The sequence below is a fragment of the Microvirga lupini genome, assembly GCF_014191055.1.
GTDB classification, from domain to species: domain Bacteria; phylum Pseudomonadota; class Alphaproteobacteria; order Rhizobiales; family Beijerinckiaceae; genus Microvirga; species Microvirga lupini_A.
The window spans coordinates 72,314-98,882 of sequence record NZ_JACHWB010000009.1; the positions used below are offsets into that span (position 1 = coordinate 72,314).

The window sequence follows — 26,569 nt, forward strand, 5'->3', positions numbered from 1 at the left end:
GCGTCGGCTCTTGGAACTGGCTGTTTAGGAATTGACTGCCGACAATCTGGGCTGCGATATCCCGGAGCGACGTGCCCGCACCTCCGAACCCATGCGGATGGCAAGAGAAAGCGCCTCACGGCTCGCGCCGAGATTGGCAATGCCGCGACCGGCAATCTCGTAGGCTGTGCCGTGGGCCGGGGTGCAGATCGGGAATTCGAAACCGCCGATGAGCGTCACGCCGCGATCGAAGCCCATCAGCTTCATGGCAATCTGACCCTGATCATGGTACATGGTGAGAACGGCGTCGAAATCGCCGTTCTTGGCACGCAGGAACACAGTATCCGACGGGAAGGGTCCTTCGACGGTGAAGCCCTGCGCCTGCGCCTGACGGACGGCCGGTTCGATGACGTCGATCTCCTCCATGCCGAAATTGCCGCCGTCGCCCGCATGAGGATTGAGACCTGCGACAGCGATGCGCGGCGGATTAAAGCCGGCGGCGCGCATGCACTGATCCGCCAGCGTGAGGGAGCGCAGGATCGCCTTCTCGGAAATGGCGGAAGCTACCTGCGACAATGGAATGTGCGAGGTGACGCGGGCATTCCAAGTCTTGCCCAGAACGTTGAACTCGCTTGCGGCCACCGATGTCTTGAGAACATCGCGCACAAAGCGGATCTCGTCGTCATATCCATCATAAGCCAGCCGCATGGCCTTCTTGTTGAAGGGTGTGAAGAACACCGCGTCCGCCCGACCGGATTGGGCCAGCAACAGGGCGCGCCGGAAGTTCTCAGTTGCGAACACACCGCCTTCGAGCGTGGCCGTGGCGAGAACGACTTGATCGGGGCTGAGACTTCCGAGATCAATAAAGACCGGACGGGTCGGGCGATCCGGAATTGCGTTCTCGGACGCAACAACATCCAGATCAACTCCAGTTCCCGCGACCTTGGCACCTTGCTCCAGGATCCGAAGGTCGCCGAAGATCACGAGATTTGCGCCGGAACGAAACTCGTCGGATGCGATGAGCTTGGCAGCCAATTCTGGGCTGATACCTGCCGGATCGCCCATAGCGAATGCAACAGTCGGCTTTGCTGACGGGATCGATGACGATTGAGCGCTCACAGCAACCTCTTCTCGGGATGACGTAAGGAACGTTAACAGCCCTAAATTTCGTACACAAGTATTCTGCATACAGAATTTTGTTTGCGGCGGTTTAGGAAAAAGTTGTATACGATGATCAATCCGCGCCAGGATTTGTGGAAAGACGACACAGAACGGAACGAACCATGGCATCTGAGGCAGCAGCCCTGCTGGTTGACGACTTCGATTCGCGCGGCCCCATCGCCCGCCCCACGCTCCACGATGCCATCGTGGCCCGGGTGCGCGACATGATCATTGAGGGCGAACTTGCCCCCGGGACCCGGCTTCACGAGGGCAATCTAGGCAAAATGCTTGGCGTTTCCCGGACACCGCTGCGGGAGGCCCTCAAATTTCTCGTTAGCGAGGGGTTGCTGGAACTGTCACCCGGACGGGGCGCCGTGGTCCGGCAGTTTTCCGCAAAGGATGTCCATGACAGCCTGATCGTGCTCGGCAATCTTGAGGGACTGGCGGGACGGCTCGCCTGTGAGCATGCCACGGATGCCGAAATCCGGGAGGTCCGGCGGCTGCATGACCGCATGATGGACATGTATGAGAAGCGTGACCGCCTGCCCTATTTCAAGCTGAACCAAAGCATCCACTCGGCCATTCTCCGCCTCTCTAAGAACGAGGCGCTGGTTTCAGTGCACAATGTCCTGCAGGCTCGCCTGAAGCGCATCCGCTACATCGGCAACGAGGGACCTGAGAAATGGGCCGGCGCGGTTGCCGATCATGAAGAGATGATCAATGCTCTGGAAGCGCGCGATGCCGACCGCCTGTCGAAGGTTCTCACCGACCACATGGCAGAGACCTGGGAGCGTGTGAGAAACGCTATCTGATAGCAGCTACCAGTCAGCTTCCTTTTCAAACATTTCCTATTTTACAAGGCCTCGACATGAACGATGAGAGCCGGCTTCGCGAGACGATCTGCCTTTTCGGACGGTCTCTTTTCGAGCGCGGCCTGACGGCAGGATCGTCCGGCAACATCTCGGTTCGGTTGAGCGACGGAGGCTGGCTGACGACACCGACCAACTCTTCGCTCGGCTTTCTCGACCCTGCCCGCCTGAGCAAGCTTGATGCCGATGGGCGCCTTGTCTCGGGCGATGCACCGACGAAGGAATTGCCTCTTCACACGGCACTTTACGCGACCCGCAGGGATGCAGGCGCGATCGTTCATCTGCACTCCACCCATTCGGTTGCCGTCTCGATGCTGCCCGACATCGACCCCGCCAACGCATTTCCGCCAATGACAGCCTATTACGTCATGAGGGTCGGCCGCACGGCTCTCGTTCCCTATTATCGGCCGGGAGATGCCGCCGTTGTGGATGCGATCCGCGGGCTCGCAGGCAAATACAGTGCTGTGCTCCTGGCCAATCACGGCCCAGTGGTCGCTGGCAAGGATCTGGAAGCTGCTGTCTATGCCACGGAAGAGCTGGAAGAGACTGCGAAGCTGCGCCTTCTCCTCCATGGCCTCAACCCTCGCCTGCTGACCCCTGCGCAGGTTCGGGATCTGGTGACTCATTTCGATCTTGATGGGTCGATTGTGGAAGAGTCCGCTGACTGCTCTCAGGAATGCTGCTCCGCAGCTCATGACCATTCACACAAGTGCGGATGAATCGATGCCCCGTTTTTCGGCCAATCTAGGCTTTCTCTTTACTGAGCATTCCGACATCGACCGGGTTGCGGCGGCCGCCGCTGCGGGCTTTCGCGCCGTCGAGATGCACTGGCCTTATCAGGTGCCCGCCGCCGAGATGCGCCATGCCCTGAGCACCAGCAAAGTGACCATGCTCGGACTGAACACTCCGGTGGGGAATGCCGCAGCCGGCGATTTCGGGCTCGGAGCCCTGCCGGGCCGCGAAAGCGAGTTTCAGAAGGCCTTCGAACAGGCTGTTTCCTATGGGCACGCCATCGGCGCAACGACCGTTCACTGCATGTCCGGATTGGTCACGCTCGATACCGCCTCGGCTGCCGAGCGCACGTTCGTCACGAACCTGAAGCTTGCCGCCGACAAGGCGGCTCAGGCCGACATGACGGTCCTGATCGAACCGATCAACCATCGGGACAAGCCAGGATATTTTCTTCACACAGTCGAGCAGGCCGCAATGATCATCGATCAGGTCGGTCGCCGGAACGTGAAGATCATGTTCGACTGCTATCATGCCCAGATCATGCAGGGCAATCTGACGCGGCGGCTCAAGCAGTATCTCGATCTGATCGGCCATGTGCAGATCGCTGCCGTTCCGAGCCGGGCCGAGCCTGATGAAGGCGAAATCGATTATCGCGAGATCTGCCGATCCCTTGATCGGCTGGGATATGCTGGCTGGATCGGAGCCGAATATAAGCCGCGTGGACGGACGGAGGACGGCCTCGGCTGGCTCTCGGCCTGGACGCAAGATCAGTCCTCCCCTGCCCGTGGAGCCATAGGATGAAACTCGGATGCATCGCCGATGATTTGACAGGGGCAACGGACCTCGCCCTCATGCTGGCCCGTGAAGGGCTCCGAACCATCCAGACGATCGGCGTGCCGAGAGCGGATCTCGACCTGTCGGGTGCGGACGCTGTCGTTGTTGCGCTGAAATCCAGGACGATCCTCGCGCAGGAGGCTATTGCTCAGTCTCTGGCCGCAGCCGAATCTCTCAAGAAAAATGGGGCGCAGCATCTTTTCTTCAAATACTGCTCCACCTTCGACTCCACGGACGAAGGCAATATCGGGCCGGTCACCGAAGCTCTCCTTGCCTTTACAGCCAGCGACTTCACCTTCGCCTGCCCGGCCTTTCCGGCCAACGGCCGGACTGTCTACAAGGGCCATCTCTTCGTGAACGGCGTACCGCTGCATGAAAGCAGCATGAAGGATCATCCGCTGACTCCCATGCGGGATTCCAACCTCGTGCGGGTTCTGCAACGCCAGACGAAGCTCTCGGTCGGCTTGGTTGCCTGTGAGGATGTGGAAGCAGGTCCAGATGCCATTCGGCATGCCTTCGCGCGTGAAAAGGCGGTAGGCCACCAGATCGTTATCGTCGATGCGCTGAACGATTCACACCTGCGCGCCATCGGCCTTGCAGCTGCCGACCTTCCTCTCATGACCGGCGGGTCGGGTGTCGCCATGGGCCTGCCTGCAGCCTATCGGCAGAGCGAGGGCCGGGAAGCACCCTCGTCCTCAACGGGCTTCGATGCCCCTGCCGGGCGCAGCATCATCCTGGCCGGATCATGCTCCAGCGCAACGCAGGGGCAGGTCAAGACGGCTCTTGATGCGGGTATTCCTGCCCTCCGGCTCGATCCGCGGGACCTCGCGTCGGGGGCCATGACTCCACAGACGGCTCTCGACTGGCTGGGATCACAGCCTTCACAGGGACCTGCTCTGATCTACTCCACGGCAAACCCCGACGACGTTCAGGCGGCCCAGAGCAGGCTCGGGCGGATGCATGCGGGCGAGATCGTTGAGAACACCCTCGCGGAGATTGCGAAAGCGCTTCCGGCCCTTGGCTTCACCCGCCTCATCGTCGCCGGAGGCGAAACATCCGGCGCTGTCGTGAATGCTCTCGACGTCGATGCGCTGGCCATCGGGTCTGAGATCGACCCAGGCGTTCCCTGGACCCGCTCACTGGCGGGGAACGACCTCGCCCTTGCACTCAAGTCCGGCAATTTCGGAACGCCTGACTTCTTCCTGAAGGCCTGGAACATGCTTCGATAGGGCTTCAGCTCAGGGTACCTGCACTTTCAGCAGCACAATAAACCGGCGGCGCGCGCCGCCGGAAGGGGAGAGATGCGCGATGAACTATCATGATTACTACGCGACGGCCGATCGCCCCGTGGAAACCTGCGTCGTCGGTACCGGCGGCTTCGGTCAGAGCTTCCTCGCCCAAGCTCAACGCGTTCCTCTGATGAATACACGCATTGCCGTCGATCTCACAGCCGAGAGCGCGGCATCGGGGTTGAGAGCCGCCGGCATCGATCCCCGCCAGATCCAAGTCTGCGAATCGGCTCGCGATGCTAAGACCTCATGGGAGCGTGGCGACTACATCGCAACCCACGATCTCGCATGCGTTTCCGACCTTCCTTTCGATGTGGTCGTCGAAGCAACCGGGCAGCCCCAGGCGGCAGCCCGTCACTCCCTGATCGCTGTCGAGGCCGAAAAGCATCTTGCTCTCGTCACGAAGGAGCTCGACAGCGTCGTCGGGCCGGGCCTCAAGGCCCTCGCCGCCGAACGCGGACGAATTGTCACGACCGTCGATGGGGACCAGCCGAGCCTGCTGATCGGCCTCGCCACTTGGGCTGAGGTCATGGGCTTTCATCTGGTTGCCGCCGGCAAGTCCAGCGAATACGACTTCGTCTTCAACCCCGCCTCCCGTCGCCTCACCAGCAACGAGCGTTCTGCGGAGAACGTGGATCTAGAAGGTCATTGGACTCTTGGTGAGCGGGATATCGGCGAGATCCTAGCTGCCCGAAACAATGCCATTGCGGGTTTCCCACAACGGGCAGTGCCGGATCTGTGCGAACTCATGGTCGTTGCCAATGCCACCGGTCTGCAGCCCGACCGTCTCGATCTTCACGCGCCGCTCGCGCGGATCCATGAGGTTCCAACCATCTTCTCACATCGGGCGGATAGCGGCATCCTTGAGGGCGACCGGCGTCTCGACGTGTTTCACTGTCTGCGCAAGCCTGATGAGATCAGCTTCGCAGGCGGCGTCTTCGTCGTCGTTCGCTGTGACGATCCGAAGAGCTGGGACATACTGGCTCAGAAGGGGCATATCGTCAGCCGGACGGGTGCGAACGCCATGATTTTCCTGCCACGGCACCTCCTTGGGCTCGAGGCGGCCACAAGCGTTCTCGATGCCGCGATCCATCGGACATCAGGCTACGGCTCCGACTACCAGCCGCGTTACGACCTCATCGCCGTTGCGACCGAGGACCTGCCGGCCGGCAGGGTTCTCGCGATGGGTGGCCATCATCACACGATTTCCGGAGTGACCGCCGAGTTCCGGAGTGCCGGACCTCTCACTGACTCCGCCCCCGCCCCGTTCTACCTTGCGGCGGATTGCCGTCTGACGGCTCCAATCTCCAAGGGGCAGGAGATCCGCATGAGCGATCTCGAGCTGCAGGAGGCATCTGACCTGATGAAGCTCCGCCGGGAACAGGACGCACGATTCTTCAGCCATCGGCTTTAAGAGACGCACCCGGAGCCCAGATTCGATGGCCTTTCTCTCACTCCTGTATCCTGACCGCTTCACCCTTGCCCTTGTGGCGACAGCCATTGCCGCGACGGTTCTGCCTGCGACGGGTGCCGCAGCCCCCATCCTGAAGATGGTCATCGTCGGCTCGATTGCGCTTCTGTTCTTTTTGCAGGGAGCCCGTCTTTCACGGCAGGCTATCATTCAGGGCGCCATCCACTGGCGCCTTCACGTCATGGTGTTCGCCGCGACTTTCATCCTGTTCCCGGTTCTCGGCCTGCTCACGAAAACCTATCTGCAATCCTATCTCGCGCCCGGCATTGCGCTGGGCATTCTCTACCTCTGCCTTCTTCCCTCCACCATCCAATCCTCCATCACGTTCACATCGATTGCGGGTGGAAACGTCGCCGCTGCCGTGTGCAGCGCGTCGGCCTCTAATGTTCTGGGCGTCTTCCTCACCCCGCTTCTCATGGGACTGTTCATGCAGACTCAGGGCGGTGTTTCCGTGGGCGCCATCGGGGAGATCGTCTTGCAGATCCTCGTCCCCTTCGTTGCCGGACACCTGATGCAACCCTGGATCGGCCAATGGGTGGAGCATCGCCGAACACTGACGGGGATCGTAGATCGCGGGGCGATCCTCCTGGTTGTGTACTATGCCTTCGGCGAAGCGGCCATCAACAACCTGTGGGCCCAGCTGGAGCCGGGAGACCTCCTCCTGCTGACGCTCCTCAGCTGCGGTCTTCTGGCCACCGTTCTTGTCATCACGACCATGGCCAGCCGGCTGCTAGGGTTCTCTAAACCAGATGAAATCGCCCTCGTATTCTGCGGCTCCAAGAAGAGTCTTGGCAGCGGCGTTCCGATCGCAAGCATTCTTTTCCCTGCAAGCATGATCGGGGCCATCATTCTCCCGCTGATGCTCTTCCATCAAATCCAGCTGCTAGTATGTGCAGCTCTGGCACGCTCCTATGCGGAGCGGAATGTCTAATGCCGCTTCCCTCAGATGTCCGCTAATGGGATTTAGGAGACGTCCAAGATTGACGAAGTCTTGGACTTCGTCACCGACGAAGCACCCAAGCCGGCCGATTGCTACGTTTTCAGATTCTGCTCGGCAATGCTCATACCGCTTCCTACAGGCCTAGGCAGGTGGCCGAAAGGCGAATCAGGAACATTTGTCGGAATAGGTTTCTGAGTGCCTTTCGGAATGCAGGTTCGAAGCAGCGGCTAAGTTATTGAGAAAATTGGGTGGTGAGCAAAGATTCTAACCTAGGACCCGCTGATTAAGAGCAGCGAAAAGCGCATATCTCATTGTATCAATGAATATCATGCTGATCGGCCATCCTATTGTAGAATATACTTTTTACAGTCCGGTCATCTGTGCGTACGTGAATCTTTGGATCCTTAATCAGACCACGGGGCTGAGGAGGCAATCCTGACGCACCGCGTCCTGAATTTTATAAGTTTGCATAGCATCTTCGAAGCCCGCTCACTCTATCTTGGGAACTGATACCCGGCCGGCGAATGGGGGATATACAGTTCCTCTAGGGCGAGAATTTCCTCGGCCTTAAGGGTCAGTTGCGTCGCGGCCACAGCGTCCTCAAGTTGGCTCATCTTCGTTATGCCTGCAATAGGGCATGTCACACCCGGCTTCTGAAGGAGCCATGCCATGGCGACTTGCGCCCGCGGCAGCCCGCGTCTTTCGGCTATCTCGCCGACCCGGCCAATGATATCCCTATCGGCGTCCTCGGCCGCGCTGTAAAGCACCTTCGCAAAACAATCCGTTGCTGCTCGAGCTGTCGATGCTTCCGTTGTCCAGGGGCGAGTCAGGCGCCCACGTGCCAGAGGAGACCAGGGCATCACAGCCACTCCCTCCGAACGGCAAAGCGGCAGCATCTCCCTCTCCTCCTCCCGGTAGAGGAGATTCAAGTGAATCTGCATGGAAACGAAAGGCGCCCAACGGTTCGCACGTTGGATCCCGAGCGCTTTCATAAACTGCCATGCCCACATGGAGGAAGCTCCGAGGTAGCGGACCTTTCCGGAGCGGGCAATGTCGTTCAGCGTTTCCAACGTTTCTTCGGCAGGCCTCTCGTCGTCCCATCGATGGATCCGGTAGATGTCGATGTAGTCCATGCCCAGACGCTGCAAGCGCGCATCGACCTCGTGCAGGATCGCCTTCCGGGAGAGCCCCTTCCATTGGGCTTGTTCCGCATCTTATCGTAGACCTTCGTAGCCACGACGACTTCCTCCGGGGGGGGCGAAGTCATTCAGGGCCCGCCCGAGGATCTCTTCGCTTGCTCCGAGCGAGTAGGCATTGGCGGTGTCGAAGAAGTTAATTCCCAGATCCAGTGCGCGCTTGATGATGGGGCGGCTGTCGTCCTCGCTGAGAACCCAACTATGAGTGCCGGCATTCGACGCGCCGAAGCTCATGCAGCCAAGACAGATCCTGGAGACCTTCAAGCCCGACGAGCCAAAATTCACATATTCCATTGTCGCTACTCCTGTCCCGAATGGTTCGGCGGTCCACGCACCCTAGCCTGCCTCACTACCTCAGGCGGAATCGATGAAAACAGGCTGAAAACCGTCGTCTCCTTCTACGATCCGCATGCCGGCGGAGTGGCGTATGTGAGACGGGAGCAGGATCGTGCCGTCGGCTTGCCGAAGCAGTGAGCGTCGAGTCTCTCTTGCCGTTTCCTTGTCCGCGCAGAAGACGCTGGTCCATTCCGGCATCCAGACCTGTGCCGGGGAATGAAGGGCATCTCCGCACAGCAGGAGCTTTCCGTCGGTGGTGTCAATCTCGACTCCGAGCTGTCCTACCGTATGCCCGGGCAAAGGCACCAGCCTCATGTTGTCAGCAATTTGGTCCCCGTCCCTGACCTGATCGACCAGCCCAGCCTCCAAAAGCGGGATAGTGCTGTCCTCGTGTGCGCCATGATTGAAAGTACCAGGTGCGGCATTGTCCCGGATTCTCTCCCAGTAATCGAGTTCACCCGCTGGAAGAAGGTAACGTTCGAAAATGTCGGAGTCCATCGATCGGCAGCAAGGCGGGTGTTCCAGCCAATGTGGTCCGCATGTAGATGCGTGCACAGCACAAGATCTATATCATCGGGACTAATCCCAGCAGCTTGAAGACGTACCAGGTAACCCGAGTCTTCACGCCGATTCCAGATCGGAAGCCGAGGACGCTACTTGTTCTCCCCGACACAGGTTTCGATCAGAATTTTGAGATCGGCGGTTTGCAGTAGGAAGCTGTCGCAGCCGAGGAGAACTTCAGCGTGATCAAAATCGATACGATGCCAGCCAAGTAGGCTGCGCTGCGGCGCAGCCAGGTCAGAAAGCTCTGCGCCAGGGAACATGAATCCAATCGGTAGCGGAAACGGATCGAGATCCATAATTCTATCAATCCGCAGATCGTCAAAGTTGAACATGACGACTCCTGATGAAGGTTCGGACCTCGAACTGCTGGAATGACGGCCCCCGAGGTGGTCGGAGAGCTGCTGGCCTCTCCAACCTTGCGGGCAACTCACAAATCCTAAGCCAGCTTATCGACGCGCATGAACACCTTCAGAAGCGAAGCGTGAGAGCACGACATCTCTAGGCCAGCGACACAGCGGCCGGTCGTTCTCTCCGGGTCATGACCACATGCGCGGTGATAAACACTACTCCAACAGCCGATACCGCGAACTCAACCAATGGCGATGCCAGCTGATCGAGCGGCGCGATCGTCGCGAAACCGATCACGGTCCAGACAAAGCGCATCAGCGGGACCAACGGCGCCAAGGCATAGCCGAGGATACCGCCGGTCACGAGCACGAGAGCGACAATAGAGCTGGCGAACACATACATGATCATGATGAAGCTATCTTCGAGGAGCAAACCAGGCTTGTAGATGAACAGGAATGGTAGAATGTAGGCAATCCACCCGAAGCGGAAAGCCTCATTGCCGGTGCTGATCTGATCAGAGCCGGCGATGCTCGCTGCTGCAATAGCCGACATGGCAATCGGAGGGGTGATCATCGACAGCATGCCATAGTAGAATACAAACATGTGCGCTGCGATAGGTTTGATGCCAAGCTGCACCAGCGCTGGCGCTGCAAGTGCGGCCAGCAGAAGGTAGACAGCGGTCGTGGGAAGGCCGAGGCCTAGAACGATGCCTACTATGCCGGTGATGATAAGCAGCCCAAACATGCTCTCACCGCCAAAATCGAGCAGATAGATCGACAAAGCGAAGCCAAGGCCGGTCGTGGTCATCAAACCGATGATCATGCCTGCGGCGGCCGTAATCAGCATCACGTCGGCGACGGACGATCCTGTATCCACGAAAGCGGCGAGGACGGCACGCGGCGACATCTGCCCGTTCTTGACTTTCATTCCCCATGCGAGGAGACCGAATATCGCAATGGCGAGAACGGTCCAGATCGCAGCCGCTTCGGCACGCATCTGGAACTGAAGAATTGCCACCATCAGCACGGCGAAAGCGATGATACAGACCCAGCCCCTGATCAGGACATTGAGGATCGGTGGGCGCTCTCCCTCTACTAATGAAGCGATGTTGTCGCGGCGTGCCATGAAATCGATCTGAACGTAGATCGACAGATAATACAGGATGGCCGGCAGGGCTGCCGCAAGCATGATGTCCCGATAAGGGATCTGCAGCAGTTCCGCCATCAGGAACGCGGCAGCTCCCATGACCGGAGGCATTAACTGTCCACCGGTCGAGGCGACAGCCTCGATCGCGCCGGCTTGCGAAGGCTTGAAACCAGCCCGCTTCATCAGTGGGATTGTCATGACTCCGGTTGACATGACGTTGGAGACGGCGCTGCCAGAGATGGTTCCAAACAGGGCAGATGCAGTCACCGCGACTTTGGCTGTGTTTCCAGGTCCATTACCGGACACACGAGATGCAAGTTGGGTGAAGAAATCTCCACCGCCCGTCGCCATCAGGAAGCTGCCGAAAAGCACGAACAGGACCACAACGAAGGCTGCAATCTGAAGTGACTGCCCCCAGGTAGCCGTCGAATCCGTGCCGAGGAAGCGCAGAATGTCCTCTATAGGCTGCGGCCGGCCCACCAAAGGACCTGGCACGTAATCGCCAAACAATGCATAGAGCAGCAGAAGGGCAAAGATGATAATTAACGTCCATCCGATGACACGTCGCACCCCCTCCATGACGAGAGCAACCACAAAGATCCCGAGCACGAGCGCTTCCGTCGGAAGACGATGCGTATTCTCCGAAAGGTCGACGAAGCGCCAGTAAACGTAGAGGCCTAGCAAAAAGGATGCCAATGCCAGGAAACCGTTGAGCAGGGCCATTACGCCTGTCGTCCGCTCAACGTCGCGCAGGTAGACTACGGTCAGCGAGAAACCCAGCATCAAGGCCGCAATCTGCTCGGGATATATGAGAATGCCAAATCTCTGGGGCACGGACAATGTCCAGATCACCGCGAGGACCGGCACGAATATAGCGAGAGCAGCTGCAATCAGATCGAGAGCGCGGTTGGCTTGTGGTTCTGGCACTGGTCTAGTCCTTGCTTTGACGGCTGACTGGTGACACGGCTTGAGGGAGCGGCGGGGACTAACCCGCCGCACCGGGCTCAAACGGCGTTACTCACCTTTCCAGACGCCGACGCTCTTGTAGAACTCGACGGCTGCAGGATGGTAGGGCAACGAGGTCACGTGCGCTAGTTTGGCAGGATCGTATTCAGCCCAAAGGGGACCAGCAGCCAGGAACACATCCTTGTTCTCGTAGAGAGCCTTCACCACCTTCGTCACCACGTTGGCGGGCACGTCCTTATGCGCAAAGAGCGTGTAGTCGTAGTACAGAATCGTGGTGCTGTCATCGGCGCCCGGCGCCGGCGGGCGGCCCTTCCACGACTTGAGCAGCGTACCCGGAAGATATTTGTCGAGTGTCTTCTCGTCGCCGTTTTTGAAGTTCAGGTAGTGCAATTTTCCGAGTGTAGCCTCGATCTCTAGTGTCGACTGTGCTCCAACGGAACCGATCGTCACTTCGGTCACGCCATCCTTCATGTTCTGGAATTGCGCCGGGAAGTTCGCCGTCGGGACTGAGACCACGTCGTCGTAGGTCAGGCCTGCGGTCGCCAAGGACGCACTGACGAAAATGTCACCAAGCGAGTTCTTTGGGAAGCGAGGCACCTTGCGTCCCTTGAGGTCGGCCATTTCCTTGATGCCGGACGATTCTGCAACGAGAAGGCCGGCGTTGAACGGGATGATCGAGGCGATCATCACCAAATTCGGATGAGGCTGGCCGTCCGACATGCCAACGCCTTTAACGGCATTGGATGTTTGAGGATAGTTTGCAATGCCGAATTCAACACGACCGCTGTTGACCAGTGGGAGATATTGCGACGTGTTTCCCAAGACTTGAGGGCGAACCTTCAGGTCTGTCCCCTGCGCGATTGCCTTCGCCAAGTTTGTGGCTAGTTGCTCGGTAGCACCGCCCTGCGTAGTCGCAAGCCCAATGGTCTGCGCCTGCGCACCGCCTATACAGGCAAGGATAAGGCCGGCGGCCACGGTCATCGATCTCAGCATGAATCTTTCCCTCGCTTCTGAAGCCCGTCTAAATATTCGTGAGGCGGGACTGCCCGCCGCCCCGAGGAGCGGCGGGCAGTCACTTTACTTGCAGGTATCACCGGCGGCCTCGGCGAACTTGGTCCACTGGCCGTCCTTGATTTCGATGACGAAACCGGGAAGTTCCGCATCGTTGCCGGCGAAGCAGATGTTGTCGCCGAGAATACCCGTGAAGCGGATGCCCTTCATGGCCTCGACCAATGCTTCGCGCTCCTGCTCCAGCTTCGACGGGTTGCCGGTCACGCCAGCCTTTTCCATTGCCTGCTTGAGCAGAAACACGCTGTCGTAGGCCTGGGCGTCCGAATGGTGGGCACCAAGCCTGTGAATGCCACGAGCTTCGGCTTCCTTCACGTACTTGTCGTTGAATTCCTGAGCTTCGGGAGTGCGACCGCGCCAGAAGCCGGCGACCACCATCGTGCCCTCACCTTCGGGACCGAAAAGCTCCACGACGTTCGGATCAGCGAAGATCTGCGAGCCGATGATGCGCCCCTTATAGCCCTGACGGCGCAGTTCCTTCGTTACCTTCGAGGCCGATTCGGGCAGCGCCGCAACGGCCACGAAGTCGGGGTTGCTCTGCAGGATCTTGGCGGCCTGCGCCGACATGTCGAAGCTCTTGTACTGGATCGCCATTGGCTCGCCATGCTTGATGCCAGCCTGAGCCAGCAGGGCCGGATAGAGCTTGGTTCCTGCGGTGTTGGAGACGACCTCTTCCGAGATGTAGACGATTTCGGCGGTCTCGGTCTTAAGCCCCTTTTCCTTCATCGCCTTGAGCAGGCGGCTGAACTGCTTGGTCTCATCCTCCGACAGGCGCCAGCCATACTTGCGGCCGTCGGTGAGGCCAGGAGTGGAAGCGGAGGTGGGGATCGTCAGGATCTTTAGACGCTCGGCATCGTTAAAGGCCACAGACGACTCGCCCGACGAGAAGGGGCCCAGGATGGCCAGAACTTTATCGTCCTGCGCGAGCTTGCGCACACCAACTGAGGCCTGCTTCGGATCGGAGCCAGTATCGAAGCGGATCAGTTCGATCTTCTTACCGTTGATTCCGCCTGCGGCGTTGATCTTCTCCACAGCGAGATCGAACGCGACCACGGCCTGGCTCGCGACGCTCTTCAGGGGGCCAGCGGTCGCAACGATATTACCGACCTTGATCGTCTCTTGGGCGAGCACTGTGCCGGCCGTCATGGTAAAGGATGCAGCCGCGGCAAGCAAAAATGCGTTCTTCCTCATATAGGCTCTCCTAGTCCGTTGGTTGTTCCCTTTGGTTTTCAGGCATGGGCATGAGTGCCTCCGGCAGCGGGCCCATGTCCGCCGCCGAGATAGGCTTCCGTCAGCGCCGTGTTGTTCGACAGTGCCGCCGCATCGTCTTCGAGCACGGCGGATCCGAGTTCGAGCACATAGCCGCGGGATGCAACTTCGAGCGCCATCGTTGTGTTCTGCTCGACAAGCAGGATCGAGATGCCGCTCTTGTTGAGTTCGAGGATGAGTTCGAAGAGCTTGCCGACAAAAAGCGGCGAGAGGCCGAGCGAGGGCTCGTCAAGCATGATCAGCCTCGGTCGTCCGACCAGCGCGCGTCCGATGGCAAGCATCTGCTGCTCGCCACCCGACAGGACGCTAGCCTTCATGTTCCGCCGCTCGGCGAGGTTGGGGAAGCGGTCGTAGATCGCCTCCATGTCGCGGGACACGTCCGCGTCCGCGCGCATGTAGCTTCCCATCAGCAGATTTTCATGCACGGTCATCGAGACGAAGATCTGCCGCCCCTCCGGAACGAGCATCATTCCGTTCCGGACACGCGCCGATGGTGGAGCCTGAGTCAGATCGGTGCCGTCGAACAGAATCTTTCCGCCGGCGGGACGGACCGCGCCCTGAAGCCCGCGCAGCAGAGACGTCTTGCCGGCTCCGTTGGCGCCGAGAACCGTGACGATCTCACCCTCGCGAACGGACAGACTGACCTGCTTGACGGCTCGTGTGCGGCCGTAGTTGACGTCGAGCCTGGAAACATCAAGCAGCATCGCCCGCCACTCCGTTGTTGGTCACCGCACCTTGCGCCACATTGTGGCGCGGGCCGAGATAAGCCTCAAGGACGAGAGGGTCTTCATGAACGGTTTGCGTCGAACCTTCGTAGATCTTGCGCCCGAAGTTCAGCACGACCGCGTGGTCACACAGGCTGCGAACGAGCCCCATATCGTGCTCAACCACGAGGAGCGTGACGCCGCGTCGCGAGATGCCCATCAAAAAGTCGCGCAGGCTCGCAGTCTCGGTCTGGTTCAGGCCCGCTGCCGGTTCATCGAGAAGCAGGAGCTGAGGTTGCGCCGCAAGAGCCCGCACGACCTCAATCTTCTTGCGGATTCCGTAGGGCAGCGTCGCGACCACTTCGCCTGGATAGGTATCGAGCCCCATCTCGCCGAGCAATGTTTCCGCTTCACGACGCCATCTCGAACCGCTCAGCGGCATCGCCATATCGGCGAGGCTTTTCGTCCGCGCCTGCTGGCCGAGCATCACGTTCTCGATCACCGACAGGTGCGGCATGAGGCGGATGTTCTGGAACGAGCGGGCCATGCCGAGGCGGACGCGCTTGCGGGAGGGAACATTGGAGATGTCGTGCCCGCGCAGCCGGATCGCGCCTGCGGTCTGACGATAGACGCCGGACACGAGATTGAACATCGTGGTCTTCCCGGCACCGTTAGGCCCGATCAATGCGACCCGTCCACCTTCGGGAACCGAGAAGCTGACCTCGGATATCACCGACAGTCCGCCGAAGTTCTTCGACACTCCCTCGATCGACAGCATATCGGTCGTCATGCGGATACCTCTGCAGCGGCTCGGGATGGGGATCGGCGGAATTGCAGCCGCTCCATCATCGTGCGGGTGATCAGCCCTTCCGGACGGAACGCCATCATGAGAACGGTGAGAACGCCGAGGATCACCAGGCGCCAGCTCTCGTCTGGCGGAGCCACGGGTTCGGTAATGCCGACGAGGGTCGCTAGCGTTTGCTTCACCGTCGGTAGGGTCTCCCGCAGGACTTCCGGCAACATTGTGAAGAACGTCGCACCGACGATCGGCCCCCAAGCCGTCTGCGTGCCGCCGAGCAGCACGTAGAGCAGAACGTAGATGGACACGACCGCATTGAAGCCCTGAATCTCGACGAAGCTGAAGGTGTGTGCGTAGAGACCGCCCGCCAGACCCGCGAGAGCTGCTCCAAGACCGAACGCTGTCACCTGCGTCTTGCGGATGTTGACCCCCATCAGATCGGTGACAACTTCGTCGTCATGAGCGGCGCGCATCGTCAGTCCGAATCGCGTGGACATCAAATAGAAGACGAACAGAGAAACGAGAACCGCTACGGCCACGGGAATCTGCCAGTCTATGAACGCCGGGACCGAAAGTCCCATCGCTCCGCCGAGCGTCTCCGAATTGAGGATGGAACCCGCCACCACCTCGGCGAACGCGAAGGTGGCGAGCACCAGATAGACGCCGCGCGTGCGCAGTATTGGGAACGCGATCAGCGCACCGATTGCCCCAGCCAGCAGAGCGGCGAGCGGTATCGTGACATAGACCGGAAGGCCGAACGATGCCGACGCGTAGGCGGCCGCGTAGGCACCGAGTGCCTGAAATCCGGCACCGCCCAGATTGAGCTGACCAGTCGCGACCGGAAGAAAGATCCCGTAGGCGAAGACGATGTTGATCGCCAGGATCGAGAGAATGCCTGCCCAGTATCCGCTCATAATCAGAGCTTCCCCTTGCCGATGGCGCTGTGGCCGAAGAGACCTTGCGGACGGATGAACAGCGTGAGCAGCAGAAGCCCCCAAACCGCGACCTGCACCGTATCGGCGCCGAAGAGATGGATCGTCATCACTTCCGTCAGGCCGACGATGAGTCCGCCGAGCACGGCACCCCAGATGGATCCCAATCCTCCGACCACCATGCCAGCGATCGCCTTGGTGCCGATGTCCTCACCCATCTGGGGCGAGACCTCGCCGTAGTTGATGGCGAAGAGAGCCCCCGCGAGGCCGCACAGCAATCCGGTCAACATGAACACGACCGGCACGATGCGGTGCATGTCGACGCCCAAAATGTTCGCCGCATCGGGATTCTCCGCAATGGCCCGCAGGCCACGGCCGAGGCGGCTCGTGCGCAGCAGCCAGTTCAGTCCAATCACGATGACGACGACGAACAGGAGACTGACGAACTGGGGCACTCTAACGAAGATGCCCCCAATGCTCATTGTCAGATCAGCCGATGGTCCGGGGAAGCGTTGTGCATCCGTGCCGTACCCAATGCGAACAAGATTCTCGATTATGAGCAGAAATCCGAGCGAACTGACCAGCGGGATCGCATGCTCTGTAGAGTCGCCATACTTCGTCTTCATGATGCGGAATGTGAAGCGCTCGACCACCAGCGAGACGATCATCGAGGCAATGATGCCGACGGCCAAGGCCACTGGCCAGTAGCTCGGTCCCGTTAACCCGCCAGGAAGGCCCCAATAGGCCAGCGCCCAGCCAATCATGGCTGCAAACATGAAGAGCGTCGGGATCGTGAAATTGAGGAAGTTCAGAATACCAATCGTCAAGGTGAAGGCCACGGCAACCGTGACGTAGACGCTGCCCAGCATGAGGCTGTTGACGATTTGTTGTAACAGAAGCATGCGCATGCACTCCCGAGCGACCGAGGAATCTACGTCCCCTCGGCACCAAAAAGGACGAAGCGTCTGAGCTTGTGTATACAATCGAGATGCGGAGTGGCAGCCTAAGGCGCACTTTACAACTCGGTCTCCACCAGACTTACGCCGAGGGCGTTCATCTCTTCAGACAAGCCGTCAGTCGAAGTTCCCTCGCAAATTGGCCATTTTAAGCCGCCTTGCTCCATCTCTTAACCGGTGTCATTGGCCCGCACTGGTTTGGGTTGCCGAACCTATCAACCATTGATCCAAACAAAGTTGGGAAACGCGGTTGATATGTCCTGACAACTTGTGCACAGTGCGACTGGCTACATTAGATGTCAAGCCAAACTTCGGAGGCCAAACCGGCATGTCACAAGCAGCAGATCGGGTCGTCATTGTTGGCGCGGGGCCAGTCGGCCTCGTGGCCGCGAGTTATCTCTCGCAAGCAGGAGTTCCTGTCCTGATCGTCGAGGCCCACCGTGAACTTCCGCAGGATTTGCGCGCTTCCACGTTTCATCCTCCTACACTCGATATGCTGGACCGTTTCGGGATCGGCAGCAAGCTTGTGGAGCGCGGCCTCGTCTGCCGGCAATGGCAGTTCCGCGACCGGAACGAGGGAGTTGTGGCCACGTTCGACCTCTCATTGCTCGAGGGACTGACCAATCATCCTTACCGCCTGCAATGCGAACAGTGGAAGCTCAGCGAGGAACTGCGCAGCCTTCTCGAAGGCAATGACCTCGTCGAAATCAGGTATGAGGCCGAAGCTGTCGGCGTCACCCAGGATGATTTTGGCGTGACGCTCACCGTCCGCCGTCCCGACGATGCGCTGGAGGAAATCCGCGGCCGCTACCTTATTGCATCCGACGGCGCCCGCAGCGTCGTACGCAAGACGCTGGGAATTCCGTTCGAGGGACAGACGATCCCCGAAATCTTCCTGTCGATGTCGACCCATTTCGATTTCGCCAAAGCGATCCCGAATCTCGCGCCCATCGCCTACATCACCGACCCTCAGGAATGGGCCGTGCTGCTGCGCACGCCGAGCCTCTGGCGCGTTCTCCTGCCGACCGATCCGAACCAAACCGAGGAGCAGATCAAGGACCCCAAGGCCATGAACGCCCGGCTCAAGGCGCTGTGCCCGAATGATAGGGATTATGACATCGTTCATGCCACCGCCTACCGCGTGAACGAGCGGGTGGCGACCCGATACATGGAAGGCCGCATCTTCCTTGCGGGCGACGCCGCGCATGTCAACAACCCCCTCGGCGGAATGGGTATGAATGGCGGCATCCATGATGCCGTGAACCTTTCCGAGAAGCTGGTGCAGGTTTGGAACGGCGCTGCCAATCTCGACCTAATGGGCCGCTACGAGCGCCAGCGCCGCAAGGCAGCCGTCGAGGCGGTCCAAGCGCAGACCCTGCGTAACCGCGCGATGATGAACGAAACCGATCCGTCCGCCCGGCGCGCCTATCACGATGAGTTGCGCGCGACGGTCGCCAATCCCGAAAGACACCGCGCCTATGTGATGCGCTCCTCGATGATCCAGTCGCTCAACGATCTTCGGGAAGTTGCCTGATTTCGGTCTCCTCCTTGGCATCCCAAAACGTAGTTCTCCAGGAAAAGGAACAAGTAAGATGGTCGACAGCCTAGGCTATCGCATGAAATTCGGTGTCATCGCGCCTTCGACGAATACATCGGTTCAACCCGAGTTCGATTCGATGCGCCCGGTCGGCGTAACGAATCATTTTTCGCGCATCGTCATCCCTGACAACTCGGTGGGCAGCGACGCCGACTTCAACCAGCTCATCGCCAACATCCGCAAGACCATGATGGACTCCGTCGACTCCGTCATGACCTGCAGCCCCGGTCACCTGATCATGGGCATGTCGGCGGAAACCTTCTGGGACGGCAAGCAGGGATCGGTGGATCTTCAGCGCCGCGTCGAAGATCGCGCAGGCGTCAAGGTCACGATGGGATCGGACGCCTGTCAGGCGGCCCTGAACGCATACGGCAATATCAAGCGTATCGCCGTCGTCACGCCCTACATGCCCGTCGGCGACGAACAGGTTCATCGCTTCTTCACCGATTGCGGCTTCGAGGTCGCCAAGATCAAAGGCTTGAGGTGCCCGAGCCCGATGCTCATCGCCCATGTTTCCGAGGGGGAGCTGCGCGACGCGATCAACGAGCTCAACGACCCATCGGTCGACGCCATTGTTCAGGTCGGAACCAACCTCGCCATGGCGCGCCTGGCCGGTGTCGCCGAGTTCTGGCTCGACAAACCCGTGATCGCGATCAACACCGCGACCTACTGGTATGCCCTACGCCAGAACGGCATCAACGATAAGGTTCAAGGCTTCGGCTCTCTTCTATCGAAATTCTAAGCCGCCGTGCGCGGACCGGAGAGCTCCAGATGAAATACAATTTTATCCCGATCACGCATCGAAAGCCTCTGCGTTGGCCGAACGGCAAACGTCTGGCGATTATCCTGACAACTAATCTGGAATATTGGGATCCGGTCCGTGACACTGCCAAGCCGTTCTACCCGGGCGGGCCGAGCATCGTCGGCGGCGACCTCCCCGGCAACGTCTACGACAATGCCAATTACACATGGCGCGAGTACGGTCAGCGAGTCGGTGTCTGGCGCATGTTCGACGTGTTCGATGCCGAAGGTGTTCAGACCAGCTGCACGATGAACGCCAAAATGGCATTGGAACGGCGGCCGGCCGTGGATGCCGCGCTGGAGCGGGGATGGGAAATCGTCGCCCATAACTACGTGCAGTCCGAATTGCTGACCGACTACATGTTCGATGAGGCGGCCGAACGGGAGATCATCCGCAAGACGCTGGACATATACGAGGAGGTGTGCGGCAGGAAGGCCAAAGGCTGGCTCTCGAGCTCGCTGCGCTCGACCCTCAACACGATCGATATTCTGGCAGAAGAAGGCCTGATCTTCGTCACCGACCTTCTGAACGACGATCAGCCCTATCTCGTCGAGACACGCAGCGGCAGGCCGATGGTGTCGATCTCCTATACGTCAGAGGTCAACGATTTCAGCTTCCTGCGACAGGGCTTGAGCGCCGAGAGTGGCCTGCAGATGTTCAGGGAGCAGTTCGACTGGCTTTATGCCGAAAGCGCTACGAGCGGGCGCTTCATGAACATCGGGCTGCATCCCCACGTAATCGGGCAAGCCTATCGCATCCGGGCGCTGCGCGATTTCATCCGCTACGCAAAGCAATTCGACGACGTCTGGTTCGCGACCCGTGAGGAGATAGCCGAATGGTATCTGCAAAACCACTCGAGTCACATCTGAGCTCGCTCAGCCTTGTAGGCGCGGGGGAGTTCGCTCTCGACGAGTTGAACCTCATTGACGACGACAGCGGCCGCGGGCGGCCAGCCGACAAGGCCTATCTCGGTATTCGCCGCGCAATCCTGAACGGAGTTCTGAAGTCCGGCGAGCATCTGCGCGAGGAGCCTCTCGCGCAGATGACGGGCACAAGCCGCACACCCGTGCGTGACGCACTTGGGCGCCTCGTCGCCGAGGGGCTTGCCGTGCAAGTGAACCGGCATCGTTTCGTTGCCGATTTCTCCTTCGAGGAGATCACCGTCGTTTTTGGCCTGCGCGCCAAGATCGAGGGCTACGCGGCGTCTCTGGCGGCCCAGCGGATCACGCAGCCGGAACTCGATGCGCTTGCCGACAGCATCTACAAAATCGACCAGTTGTCTGGCCTCGATCCGGAAATCGCAGCGGAGCGCTTCCTGAGGTTGAACGCCGAGTTCCACAGCATCATCGTTCGCGCGGCGCGGTCCAGCCAGCTCCAGGCGCTGGTCGCCCAGACCGTGGCCGTTCCTCTGACGACGATCAAGAAGTTCATTTGGGACCAGAAGCTGAACATCGTTCGCTCGAACGCTCACCACCGTGACATACTGGACGCGTTGACCCAGCGGGACAGCGATTGGGCGGAGGCTTCGATGACGGGCCACATTCTCTCGACGCGGCCAAAGTCACCACCGTTCAAACGGGAGCCGTCGCGCAACCAGCAACCCAAGGAACAGCATTCGCATGACCAGCAAACGTGACGCGCTGACGGATAGGCCGCTCCATGTCGGTGGACATATCGGCGGCAGACCTGTTCCGCTCGACGGCGCCGAGATAGAGATCCTCGATCCAACGACGGAGAAGACGATTGCTGTCCTGCACGAGGACTCGGTCGAGAATGTCGACCGAGCCGTACGGGCTGCACGCGCCGCATTTGACCACGGACCGTGGCGCAAGACTACGGTTGCTGAGCGTCAGGCGACCCTGATGGCGATCCATGACGCGATTATGGCGCATTCCGAAGAGCTGTCTGAGCTCGAGGCGATCAACACCGGCATTCCGGCAGGCCTCACCCGTGCCTTCCACATCCAGCGCGCCGCCCACAATTTTCGATTCTTCGCGGAGTATATCGGGCAGGCCGGCGGCGACGTTTATACTCAAGAGCCCGGCATCCTCAGCCAGGTGACTTACGAGCCGCTCGGCGTCTGTGCCTTGATCGGCCCCTGGAACATGCCGCTCGGCCTGACCGCGATGAAGATCGCCGGCGCGCTGGCCTTCGGCAATACCTGCGTGGTCAAGCCCTCGGAATTGACGCCCCTGACAGTGGCCCGCCTGTTCGAAATCATTGGGAATGGCGTTCTGCCCGAGGGTGTGCTTAATCTCGTCAACGGCTCGGGCCAGGTAACCGGCTCCGCGCTGAGCGCGCATTCCGGCATCGACATGCTCTCGTTCACGGGCGGGACGCAGACAGGAGCCAACATCCTGGCCGCTATGGCGAAGGGCATCAAGCGGCCGGCCATGGAGCTCGGTGGAAAATCCGCGAATATCATCTTCGCCGATGCCGATTTCGATACCGCGCTTGACGCTGCGCTCCTGAGCGCCTTCATGAACAATGGGCAGATGTGCCTTGCCGGCAGCCGCATCTTTGTTCAGCGCCCGATCGCGGGCCGCTTCCTCGGCGCTTTCGAGCAGCGTGTCAAAGCCCTGCGCATCGGCGATCCTCTGGTCGCCGGCACCGAGATCGGTCCCATGATCAATGCCGCGCAACGGGACCGCCTGAAGCGCTATGCGGCCTCCGGTCTTGGGCAGAACGCCACGCTTCTCGCCGGCGGCAAGGATTTCGAAGGCTTCGACAGGGGATTCTTTGCCGAGCCGACCGTCATGCTCGCTCCCGACAACAGCCTGGCGATCTGCCAGGAGGAGATTTTCGGGCCGTTCGCGACGATCCAGATCTTCGACGAGGAGGAGGATGTCGTTTCGCGCGCCAATGACAGCGTCTTCGGGCTCGTCGGCTATATCTGGACGCGCGACCTCGAACGCGCTTTGCGGGTCTCCGCCGATCTGCGCACCGGCACCGTTTTGGTCAATACGCCGATCATTCGCGATTTGCGGACCGGGTTCGGCGGCTACAAGCAGTCCGGCCTTGGGCGTGAGGGCGGCAACGGTTCGCGAGCCATGTTCACCGAAATGAAGAGCACCATAATCGCGCGCGGCAAGCGTTCGCTTCCCCGCCTCGGCTTGTCCTGATCGCCACCACGCAATGGAAACACCAAACAGCAATGACCGATTACCGTCCTTCTCTCCGCGACCGCGTGGTCATCGTCACAGGCGCATCGCGCGGCCTGGGTCGTGAAATGGCTCTTGAACTCGCGGCATCTGGCTGCAAGGTCGCGATCTGCGGCTCGGCCGATACGCCCGAGCTGCGCGCCACCGCGTCCGATGCCGAAGCCTTCGCGGGCGGCTCCATTCTCGTTCATATTGCCGATGTCGCAGACCCGGCTGCCTGCGACGGATTGGTGGCCGCCACGTTGGTGCGGTTCGGCAGGATCGATGTGCTGATCAACAATGCCGGCCGCGGCATGCGCCTCATCTCAGAGACGTTCAACACGGTCCCGACGAAGTTCTGGGAAGCGAAGCCGGACGACTGGCGCGCCATCATCGACGCCAACCTTAACGGCGCGTTCTATATGGCGCGCGCAGTTGCGCCGCACATGGTTGCGCAGGGCTTCGGCAAGATCATCAATATCTCCACGTCTGATCAGACGATGGTGCGCAGGGGCTATTCCCCCTACGGGCCGTCGAAGGCGGCGCTGGAGGCCGCCTCCCGCGTGTGGGCGCAGGATCTCGAGGGTACCGGCGTGGACGTCAACGCCTATCTGCCCGGTGGCGCCGCCGATACCGACCTGCTTCCTCCAAGCGGCGTCCGTCGTGGTGCGGACGGCAATCTGCTGCCGTCGTCGATCATGCGTCGCGCGATTGGGTGGCTCTGTTCCGACGCCTCAAATGGCCAGACGGGCGGCCGCTATATCGCTCGCCTGTGGGACGATGCCTTGCCCGCCACGGAAGCAGCCGCCGCATCGCGCTCGCCCCAGGTCGAGCGCCCCGCGATCATGTAGGTGCAGGATGGAAATCGGAAACGCCAAGCTTCACCGCATCGTGGATCTCGATCCCTTCGCGCTGCCGATCGACTTTCTGCTGCCTGAAGCGAAACTCGCGGAGATCCAGACCGAGGCCGCGACGCTCGCGCCGCATCACGTCGACTTCGATGCCGGCACCGTTCTGCTCGGCGTGCAGAGTTTCGTGCTCCAGGTCAATGGTCTCAACATCCTCATCGATGCCTGCATCGGCGAGGACAAGGAGCGTCCGCGCCGCCTGGATTGGCATCGGCGCACCGGCTCGGGCTATCTCGAGGCGCTCGCAACCGCAGGATTGCGGCCCGAAGACATCCATGTGGTCCTCTGCACCCATCTTCATGCCGATCACGTCGGCTGGAACACGCGCCTCGACAATGGACGCTGGGTGGCGACCTTTCCGCGCGCGCGCTATCTAACCGGATCGTCCGAGCTTGCCCATTGGCAGGAGGAGGAACGCATCGCACCCGGCGCGCACAACCACGGGGCCTATACAGACAGCGTGCTTCCGGTGATCGAGGCGGGCCAGATGGACACGGTGGACGACGGCTTCGAGTTGGCCGCGGGACTGTCCATCGTGCCGCTGCCCGGTCACTCCCCCGGACAGGTCGGTCTCGACCTCACCTATGGGGCCGATGAGCACATTCTGTTCTGCGGCGACGCGATCCATTCACCGGTCCAAGTCTTCAAGCCGCTCTGGTCCAGCCGATTCTGCTCCGATCCGGTCGAGGCTGCCGAGACCCGGACTCGCCTGCTGGAGCGCTCTGCCGACGAGGGCACCATCATCGTGCCCTCGCACATTCGTCACGCGAGCGGATTGCGCGTCCAGCGTTGCAGCTGCGGCTTCCGTCCTGTCTTCGTATGAGCACGCCGGCCACGAACAGCTAATCGGATGCTTGGGGACGCCGATGGATGCGCATGACGTACTTCATCTGCTCGGCCGGATGCCAGTTCACGGAGCTGATCAACATCCCGCTTTCCGTCGAGTAGCGCCGCAGCAATTGCAGCGCCAGCGCGTTCGGCCTGAGGCCAATGGCCTGCCCGATTTTCGGCGGCATGGCGACGGAGCGAATTTCCTGGATTACTTCGTCGATCGGCTCCCCCGCGTACTTTTCCAGAAGTGCGAAGAACGGTCCTTGATGGGAGTTGAGCTGCGGGACTACATCGGCGAACCGCGCAGGAATGTAGCACTGGATGTAGCAGATCGGTTTGCCGCCGGGCTCCGTCCAGCGTACACCGTCAAGCTGGAACCACTCCTCGCCCTGCCGACCGCCGGCAATCTCCGCAAGCTCGGCCGTCAGGGTGATGCGCTTGACTTCGTGGGTAACGAAGTAAGTCTCAAGCGCGATCTGGAAAAGTTCCTGCAGCGTGTTGAAGGACTGCACGTAGTTCGATTGCCAGCGGGTCGAAACCACGCGCGTGCCGACGCCCTGACGCCGCTCGACGATTCCAAGCCCCGTCAGGTGACGCAGGGCCTCACGGATCGTAAAACGGCTCGTTTCGAATTCCTTAGCAAGCTCGGCCTCGGTCGGGATGAGACTGCCGACCGCATAGGTGCCGTCGGTGATGCGGTCCTGCAAAGTTTTCTGGATGCGCAAGTAGAGCGGGCCGCCTTCCGGCGCCTCTTCGCTCACGGCAATCGCCGGGTTTGTCATAGACTGTCCTTCCTGAATTATGGGCGGTTGTTACGCAGTCCAGACAAAGCCGCAACCCTATCGTAGCGACATTAGGGGCCATATAGGGGCCGCTAGGGCACAAAGCAGGAATTTTCGACCGCCTCCAGATATTAATATGGACAATTTAGAATTTGATTGTCCTATTCGTCCGTACTAAAGATTTACTCATGAGCCAGCAGCGACATCAATCGACCTATTCCTCCCGGGCCAAGCTCGGGTTGATCGTTCCTCCGACGAACACCGTCAATGAGGCGGAATGGTCGCGGCTGGTGCCGGCCGGGGTGACGTTTCACACGCACCGGATGCCGTTACATCCGGGCGCCAACACACCGGAGGGACGCGCCGAGCTGATTCATGATCTGTCCGGCGCAGTAGGACTGCTCAAGCAGGCCCGCGTCGACGTCGTGGCTTATGCTTGTACCGCCGGCTCGATGATGAACCCCGTCAACGGGCTGCCGGACGAGATCGCGGCCCGCAACGGCATTGCGGCCGTCACCACCTCGGCGGCAATCGTTGCCGCCCTGAAGGCGCTCCACGTGCGCCGCCTATCGGTCGCCACCCCCTACTACGCGGCGCTCAACGACCATGAGACCCACTTTCTCGAAGAGAACGGCTTCTCAGTCGAGCGCCTGATCGGCCTCGGCATCGGCGCCGGCGGCCCATCGGAATACCCACTCATCGCCCAGACGCCGCTCGAGAAGGTGCATGAGACGGCGCGCGCCTGCTTCGTGCCCGGCAGCGAGGCCCTGCTCATCACCTGCACGGATTTCCCGACCTTGCCGCTCATCGCCGATCTGGAGGCGGAGTTCGGCGTGCCCGTGGTCACCTCGAACCAGGCGACCCTCTGGGCAAGCCTGCGGGCGGCCGGCATCACGGACAGCATCGCCGAGGCCGGAACTCTCTTCTCGCGATACTAACCAACGCCTCAA

General features: G+C 60.3%; 25 protein-coding genes and 1 pseudogene. 14 read left to right on the plus strand and 12 right to left on the minus strand.

Annotated features, from left to right (window positions below; translation table 11 throughout):
* Window positions 1-24: 24 nt before the first annotated feature.
* A complete protein-coding gene (locus FHR70_RS21760) occupies window positions 25-1,044 on the minus strand; it encodes a 4-hydroxythreonine-4-phosphate dehydrogenase PdxA (RefSeq protein WP_183454248.1) in 1,020 nt (339 codons plus the stop codon).
* A gap of 218 nt (window positions 1,045-1,262) precedes the next feature.
* Here FHR70_RS21760 and FHR70_RS21765 point away from each other — a divergent pair, with 218 nt between their 5' ends.
* The 6 genes from FHR70_RS21765 (at window position 1,263) to FHR70_RS21790 (ending at window position 7,266) form a co-directional block, all read left to right on the plus strand.
* Complete coding sequence (locus FHR70_RS21765) at window positions 1,263-1,952, plus strand: GntR family transcriptional regulator (RefSeq protein WP_183454163.1); 690 nt, start codon at window positions 1,263-1,265, stop codon at window positions 1,950-1,952.
* A gap of 56 nt (window positions 1,953-2,008) precedes the next feature.
* Window positions 2,009-2,728, plus strand: a complete 720-nt coding sequence (gene otnC / locus FHR70_RS21770; RefSeq protein ID WP_183454165.1) for a 3-oxo-tetronate 4-phosphate decarboxylase — start codon at window positions 2,009-2,011, stop codon at window positions 2,726-2,728.
* A 4-nt stretch (window positions 2,729-2,732) separates the two neighbouring features.
* A complete protein-coding gene (locus FHR70_RS21775) occupies window positions 2,733-3,542 on the plus strand; it encodes a hydroxypyruvate isomerase family protein (RefSeq protein WP_183454168.1) in 810 nt (269 codons plus the stop codon).
* On the plus strand, window positions 3,539-4,804 hold the full coding sequence (gene otnK / locus FHR70_RS21780; RefSeq protein ID WP_183454170.1) for a 3-oxo-tetronate kinase: 1,266 nt from the start codon (window positions 3,539-3,541) through the stop codon (window positions 4,802-4,804). The genes FHR70_RS21775 and otnK overlap by 4 nt, the downstream gene beginning before the upstream one ends.
* A gap of 79 nt (window positions 4,805-4,883) precedes the next feature.
* Window positions 4,884-6,278 carry an NAD(P)H-dependent oxidoreductase gene (locus FHR70_RS21785; protein ID WP_183454172.1) on the plus strand — a complete coding sequence of 465 codons (1,395 nt, stop codon included), beginning with the start codon at window positions 4,884-4,886 and terminating at the stop codon, window positions 6,276-6,278.
* 25 nt (window positions 6,279-6,303) lie between these two features.
* Entirely contained in the window at window positions 6,304-7,266 is a 963-nt protein-coding gene (locus FHR70_RS21790) for a bile acid:sodium symporter family protein (protein ID WP_183454174.1), read from the plus strand.
* 503 nt (window positions 7,267-7,769) lie between these two features.
* Here FHR70_RS21790 and FHR70_RS21795 read toward each other — a convergent pair.
* From FHR70_RS21795 to FHR70_RS21840, 10 genes and pseudogenes are all read right to left on the minus strand, one after another.
* Window positions 7,770-8,765 (minus strand): annotated as a pseudogene (locus FHR70_RS21795) (aldo/keto reductase).
* Window positions 8,766-8,825: 60 nt separating this feature from the next.
* Window positions 8,826-9,305, minus strand: a complete 480-nt coding sequence (locus FHR70_RS21800) for an MBL fold metallo-hydrolase (protein ID WP_183454175.1) — start codon at window positions 9,303-9,305, stop codon at window positions 8,826-8,828.
* 155 nt (window positions 9,306-9,460) lie between these two features.
* The gene (locus FHR70_RS21805; protein ID WP_183454177.1) at window positions 9,461-9,703 is read right to left on the minus strand and encodes a hypothetical protein; all 243 of its coding nucleotides are present in this window, start codon (window positions 9,701-9,703) and stop codon (window positions 9,461-9,463) included.
* Between the two features lie 166 nt (window positions 9,704-9,869).
* Window positions 9,870-11,792 carry a TRAP transporter fused permease subunit gene (locus FHR70_RS21810; protein ID WP_183454179.1) on the minus strand — a complete coding sequence of 641 codons (1,923 nt, stop codon included), beginning with the start codon at window positions 11,790-11,792 and terminating at the stop codon, window positions 9,870-9,872.
* Window positions 11,793-11,879: 87 nt separating this feature from the next.
* Window positions 11,880-12,824 (minus strand): TAXI family TRAP transporter solute-binding subunit, encoded by a 945-nt coding sequence (locus FHR70_RS21815; protein ID WP_183454181.1) that lies wholly within the window; start codon window positions 12,822-12,824, stop codon window positions 11,880-11,882.
* An 84-nt stretch (window positions 12,825-12,908) separates the two neighbouring features.
* Window positions 12,909-14,090, minus strand: coding sequence for an ABC transporter substrate-binding protein (locus FHR70_RS21820; RefSeq protein WP_183454183.1), 1,182 nt, complete (start codon window positions 14,088-14,090; stop codon window positions 12,909-12,911).
* 38 nt (window positions 14,091-14,128) lie between these two features.
* On the minus strand, window positions 14,129-14,869 hold the full coding sequence (locus FHR70_RS21825) for an ABC transporter ATP-binding protein (protein WP_246408429.1): 741 nt from the start codon (window positions 14,867-14,869) through the stop codon (window positions 14,129-14,131).
* Window positions 14,862-15,662: an ABC transporter ATP-binding protein gene (locus FHR70_RS21830; protein ID WP_183454187.1), complete on the minus strand. Its 801-nt coding sequence runs from the start codon at window positions 15,660-15,662 to the stop codon at window positions 14,862-14,864. Before FHR70_RS21830 ends, FHR70_RS21825 begins: the two co-directional genes overlap by 8 nt.
* Window positions 15,659-16,585 (minus strand): branched-chain amino acid ABC transporter permease, encoded by a 927-nt coding sequence (locus FHR70_RS21835; RefSeq protein ID WP_183454189.1) that lies wholly within the window; start codon window positions 16,583-16,585, stop codon window positions 15,659-15,661. Before FHR70_RS21835 ends, FHR70_RS21830 begins: the two co-directional genes overlap by 4 nt.
* A 2-nt stretch (window positions 16,586-16,587) precedes the next feature.
* Window positions 16,588-17,505 carry a branched-chain amino acid ABC transporter permease gene (locus FHR70_RS21840; protein ID WP_183454191.1) on the minus strand — a complete coding sequence of 306 codons (918 nt, stop codon included), beginning with the start codon at window positions 17,503-17,505 and terminating at the stop codon, window positions 16,588-16,590.
* A 382-nt stretch (window positions 17,506-17,887) separates the two neighbouring features.
* Between FHR70_RS21840 and FHR70_RS21845 the strand changes: the two genes are divergently transcribed.
* The 7 genes from FHR70_RS21845 to FHR70_RS21875 are packed head-to-tail and all read left to right on the plus strand — an operon-like array spanning window position 17,888 to window position 24,829.
* Window positions 17,888-19,093, plus strand: a complete 1,206-nt coding sequence (locus FHR70_RS21845; RefSeq protein ID WP_183454193.1) for an FAD-dependent oxidoreductase — start codon at window positions 17,888-17,890, stop codon at window positions 19,091-19,093.
* A 58-nt stretch (window positions 19,094-19,151) separates the two neighbouring features.
* The gene (locus FHR70_RS21850; RefSeq protein WP_183454195.1) at window positions 19,152-19,898 is read left to right on the plus strand and encodes a maleate cis-trans isomerase family protein; all 747 of its coding nucleotides are present in this window, start codon (window positions 19,152-19,154) and stop codon (window positions 19,896-19,898) included.
* A 29-nt stretch (window positions 19,899-19,927) separates the two neighbouring features.
* Entirely contained in the window at window positions 19,928-20,827 is a 900-nt protein-coding gene (locus FHR70_RS21855; RefSeq protein ID WP_183454197.1) for a polysaccharide deacetylase family protein, read from the plus strand.
* Window positions 20,794-21,594, plus strand: a complete 801-nt coding sequence (locus FHR70_RS21860; RefSeq protein WP_183454199.1) for a GntR family transcriptional regulator — start codon at window positions 20,794-20,796, stop codon at window positions 21,592-21,594. Before FHR70_RS21855 ends, FHR70_RS21860 begins: the two co-directional genes overlap by 34 nt.
* Window positions 21,578-23,080 (plus strand): aldehyde dehydrogenase, encoded by a 1,503-nt coding sequence (locus FHR70_RS21865; protein ID WP_183454201.1) that lies wholly within the window; start codon window positions 21,578-21,580, stop codon window positions 23,078-23,080. Before FHR70_RS21860 ends, FHR70_RS21865 begins: the two co-directional genes overlap by 17 nt.
* Window positions 23,081-23,112: 32 nt before the next feature.
* Window positions 23,113-23,949, plus strand: a complete 837-nt coding sequence (locus tag FHR70_RS21870; RefSeq protein ID WP_183454203.1) for an SDR family NAD(P)-dependent oxidoreductase — start codon at window positions 23,113-23,115, stop codon at window positions 23,947-23,949.
* Between the two features lie 7 nt (window positions 23,950-23,956).
* Entirely contained in the window at window positions 23,957-24,829 is an 873-nt protein-coding gene (locus FHR70_RS21875) for an MBL fold metallo-hydrolase (protein WP_183454205.1), read from the plus strand.
* Between the two features lie 19 nt (window positions 24,830-24,848).
* Here FHR70_RS21875 and FHR70_RS21880 read toward each other — a convergent pair whose 3' ends face one another.
* On the minus strand, window positions 24,849-25,619 hold the full coding sequence (locus FHR70_RS21880; RefSeq protein WP_183454207.1) for a GntR family transcriptional regulator: 771 nt from the start codon (window positions 25,617-25,619) through the stop codon (window positions 24,849-24,851).
* A 188-nt stretch (window positions 25,620-25,807) separates the two neighbouring features.
* On the opposite strand from FHR70_RS21880, the gene FHR70_RS21885 reads away from it, so the two are divergent.
* The gene (locus FHR70_RS21885) at window positions 25,808-26,557 is read left to right on the plus strand and encodes a maleate cis-trans isomerase family protein (protein WP_183454209.1); all 750 of its coding nucleotides are present in this window, start codon (window positions 25,808-25,810) and stop codon (window positions 26,555-26,557) included.
* Window positions 26,558-26,569 lie beyond the last annotated feature (12 nt).

Bases quoted from the DNA above. Each gene is read 5' to 3' on its own strand.
- FHR70_RS21760 (WP_183454248.1), bottom strand. From the start codon at position 1,044: ATGGGCGATCCGGCAGGTATCAGCCCAGAATTGGCTGCCAAGCTCATC.
- FHR70_RS21765 (WP_183454163.1), top strand. From the start codon at position 1,263: ATGGCATCTGAGGCAGCAGCCCTGCTGGTTGACGACTTCGATTCGCGC.
- otnC (WP_183454165.1), top strand. From the start codon at position 2,009: ATGAACGATGAGAGCCGGCTTCGCGAGACGATCTGCCTTTTCGGACGG.
- FHR70_RS21775 (WP_183454168.1), top strand. From the start codon at position 2,733: ATGCCCCGTTTTTCGGCCAATCTAGGCTTTCTCTTTACTGAGCATTCC.
- otnK (WP_183454170.1), top strand. From the start codon at position 3,539: ATGAAACTCGGATGCATCGCCGATGATTTGACAGGGGCAACGGACCTC.
- FHR70_RS21785 (WP_183454172.1), top strand. From the start codon at position 4,884: ATGAACTATCATGATTACTACGCGACGGCCGATCGCCCCGTGGAAACC.
- FHR70_RS21790 (WP_183454174.1), top strand. From the start codon at position 6,304: ATGGCCTTTCTCTCACTCCTGTATCCTGACCGCTTCACCCTTGCCCTT.
- FHR70_RS21800 (WP_183454175.1), bottom strand. From the start codon at position 9,305: ATGGACTCCGACATTTTCGAACGTTACCTTCTTCCAGCGGGTGAACTC.
- FHR70_RS21805 (WP_183454177.1), bottom strand. From the start codon at position 9,703: ATGTTCAACTTTGACGATCTGCGGATTGATAGAATTATGGATCTCGAT.
- FHR70_RS21815 (WP_183454181.1), bottom strand. From the start codon at position 12,824: ATGCTGAGATCGATGACCGTGGCCGCCGGCCTTATCCTTGCCTGTATA.
- FHR70_RS21820 (WP_183454183.1), bottom strand. From the start codon at position 14,090: ATGAGGAAGAACGCATTTTTGCTTGCCGCGGCTGCATCCTTTACCATG.
- FHR70_RS21830 (WP_183454187.1), bottom strand. From the start codon at position 15,662: ATGACGACCGATATGCTGTCGATCGAGGGAGTGTCGAAGAACTTCGGC.
- FHR70_RS21835 (WP_183454189.1), bottom strand. From the start codon at position 16,585: ATGAGCGGATACTGGGCAGGCATTCTCTCGATCCTGGCGATCAACATC.
- FHR70_RS21840 (WP_183454191.1), bottom strand. From the start codon at position 17,505: ATGCTTCTGTTACAACAAATCGTCAACAGCCTCATGCTGGGCAGCGTC.
- FHR70_RS21845 (WP_183454193.1), top strand. From the start codon at position 17,888: ATGTCACAAGCAGCAGATCGGGTCGTCATTGTTGGCGCGGGGCCAGTC.
- FHR70_RS21850 (WP_183454195.1), top strand. From the start codon at position 19,152: ATGGTCGACAGCCTAGGCTATCGCATGAAATTCGGTGTCATCGCGCCT.
- FHR70_RS21855 (WP_183454197.1), top strand. From the start codon at position 19,928: ATGAAATACAATTTTATCCCGATCACGCATCGAAAGCCTCTGCGTTGG.
- FHR70_RS21860 (WP_183454199.1), top strand. From the start codon at position 20,794: ATGGTATCTGCAAAACCACTCGAGTCACATCTGAGCTCGCTCAGCCTT.
- FHR70_RS21865 (WP_183454201.1), top strand. From the start codon at position 21,578: ATGACCAGCAAACGTGACGCGCTGACGGATAGGCCGCTCCATGTCGGT.
- FHR70_RS21870 (WP_183454203.1), top strand. From the start codon at position 23,113: ATGACCGATTACCGTCCTTCTCTCCGCGACCGCGTGGTCATCGTCACA.
- FHR70_RS21875 (WP_183454205.1), top strand. From the start codon at position 23,957: ATGGAAATCGGAAACGCCAAGCTTCACCGCATCGTGGATCTCGATCCC.
- FHR70_RS21880 (WP_183454207.1), bottom strand. From the start codon at position 25,619: ATGACAAACCCGGCGATTGCCGTGAGCGAAGAGGCGCCGGAAGGCGGC.
- FHR70_RS21885 (WP_183454209.1), top strand. From the start codon at position 25,808: ATGAGCCAGCAGCGACATCAATCGACCTATTCCTCCCGGGCCAAGCTC.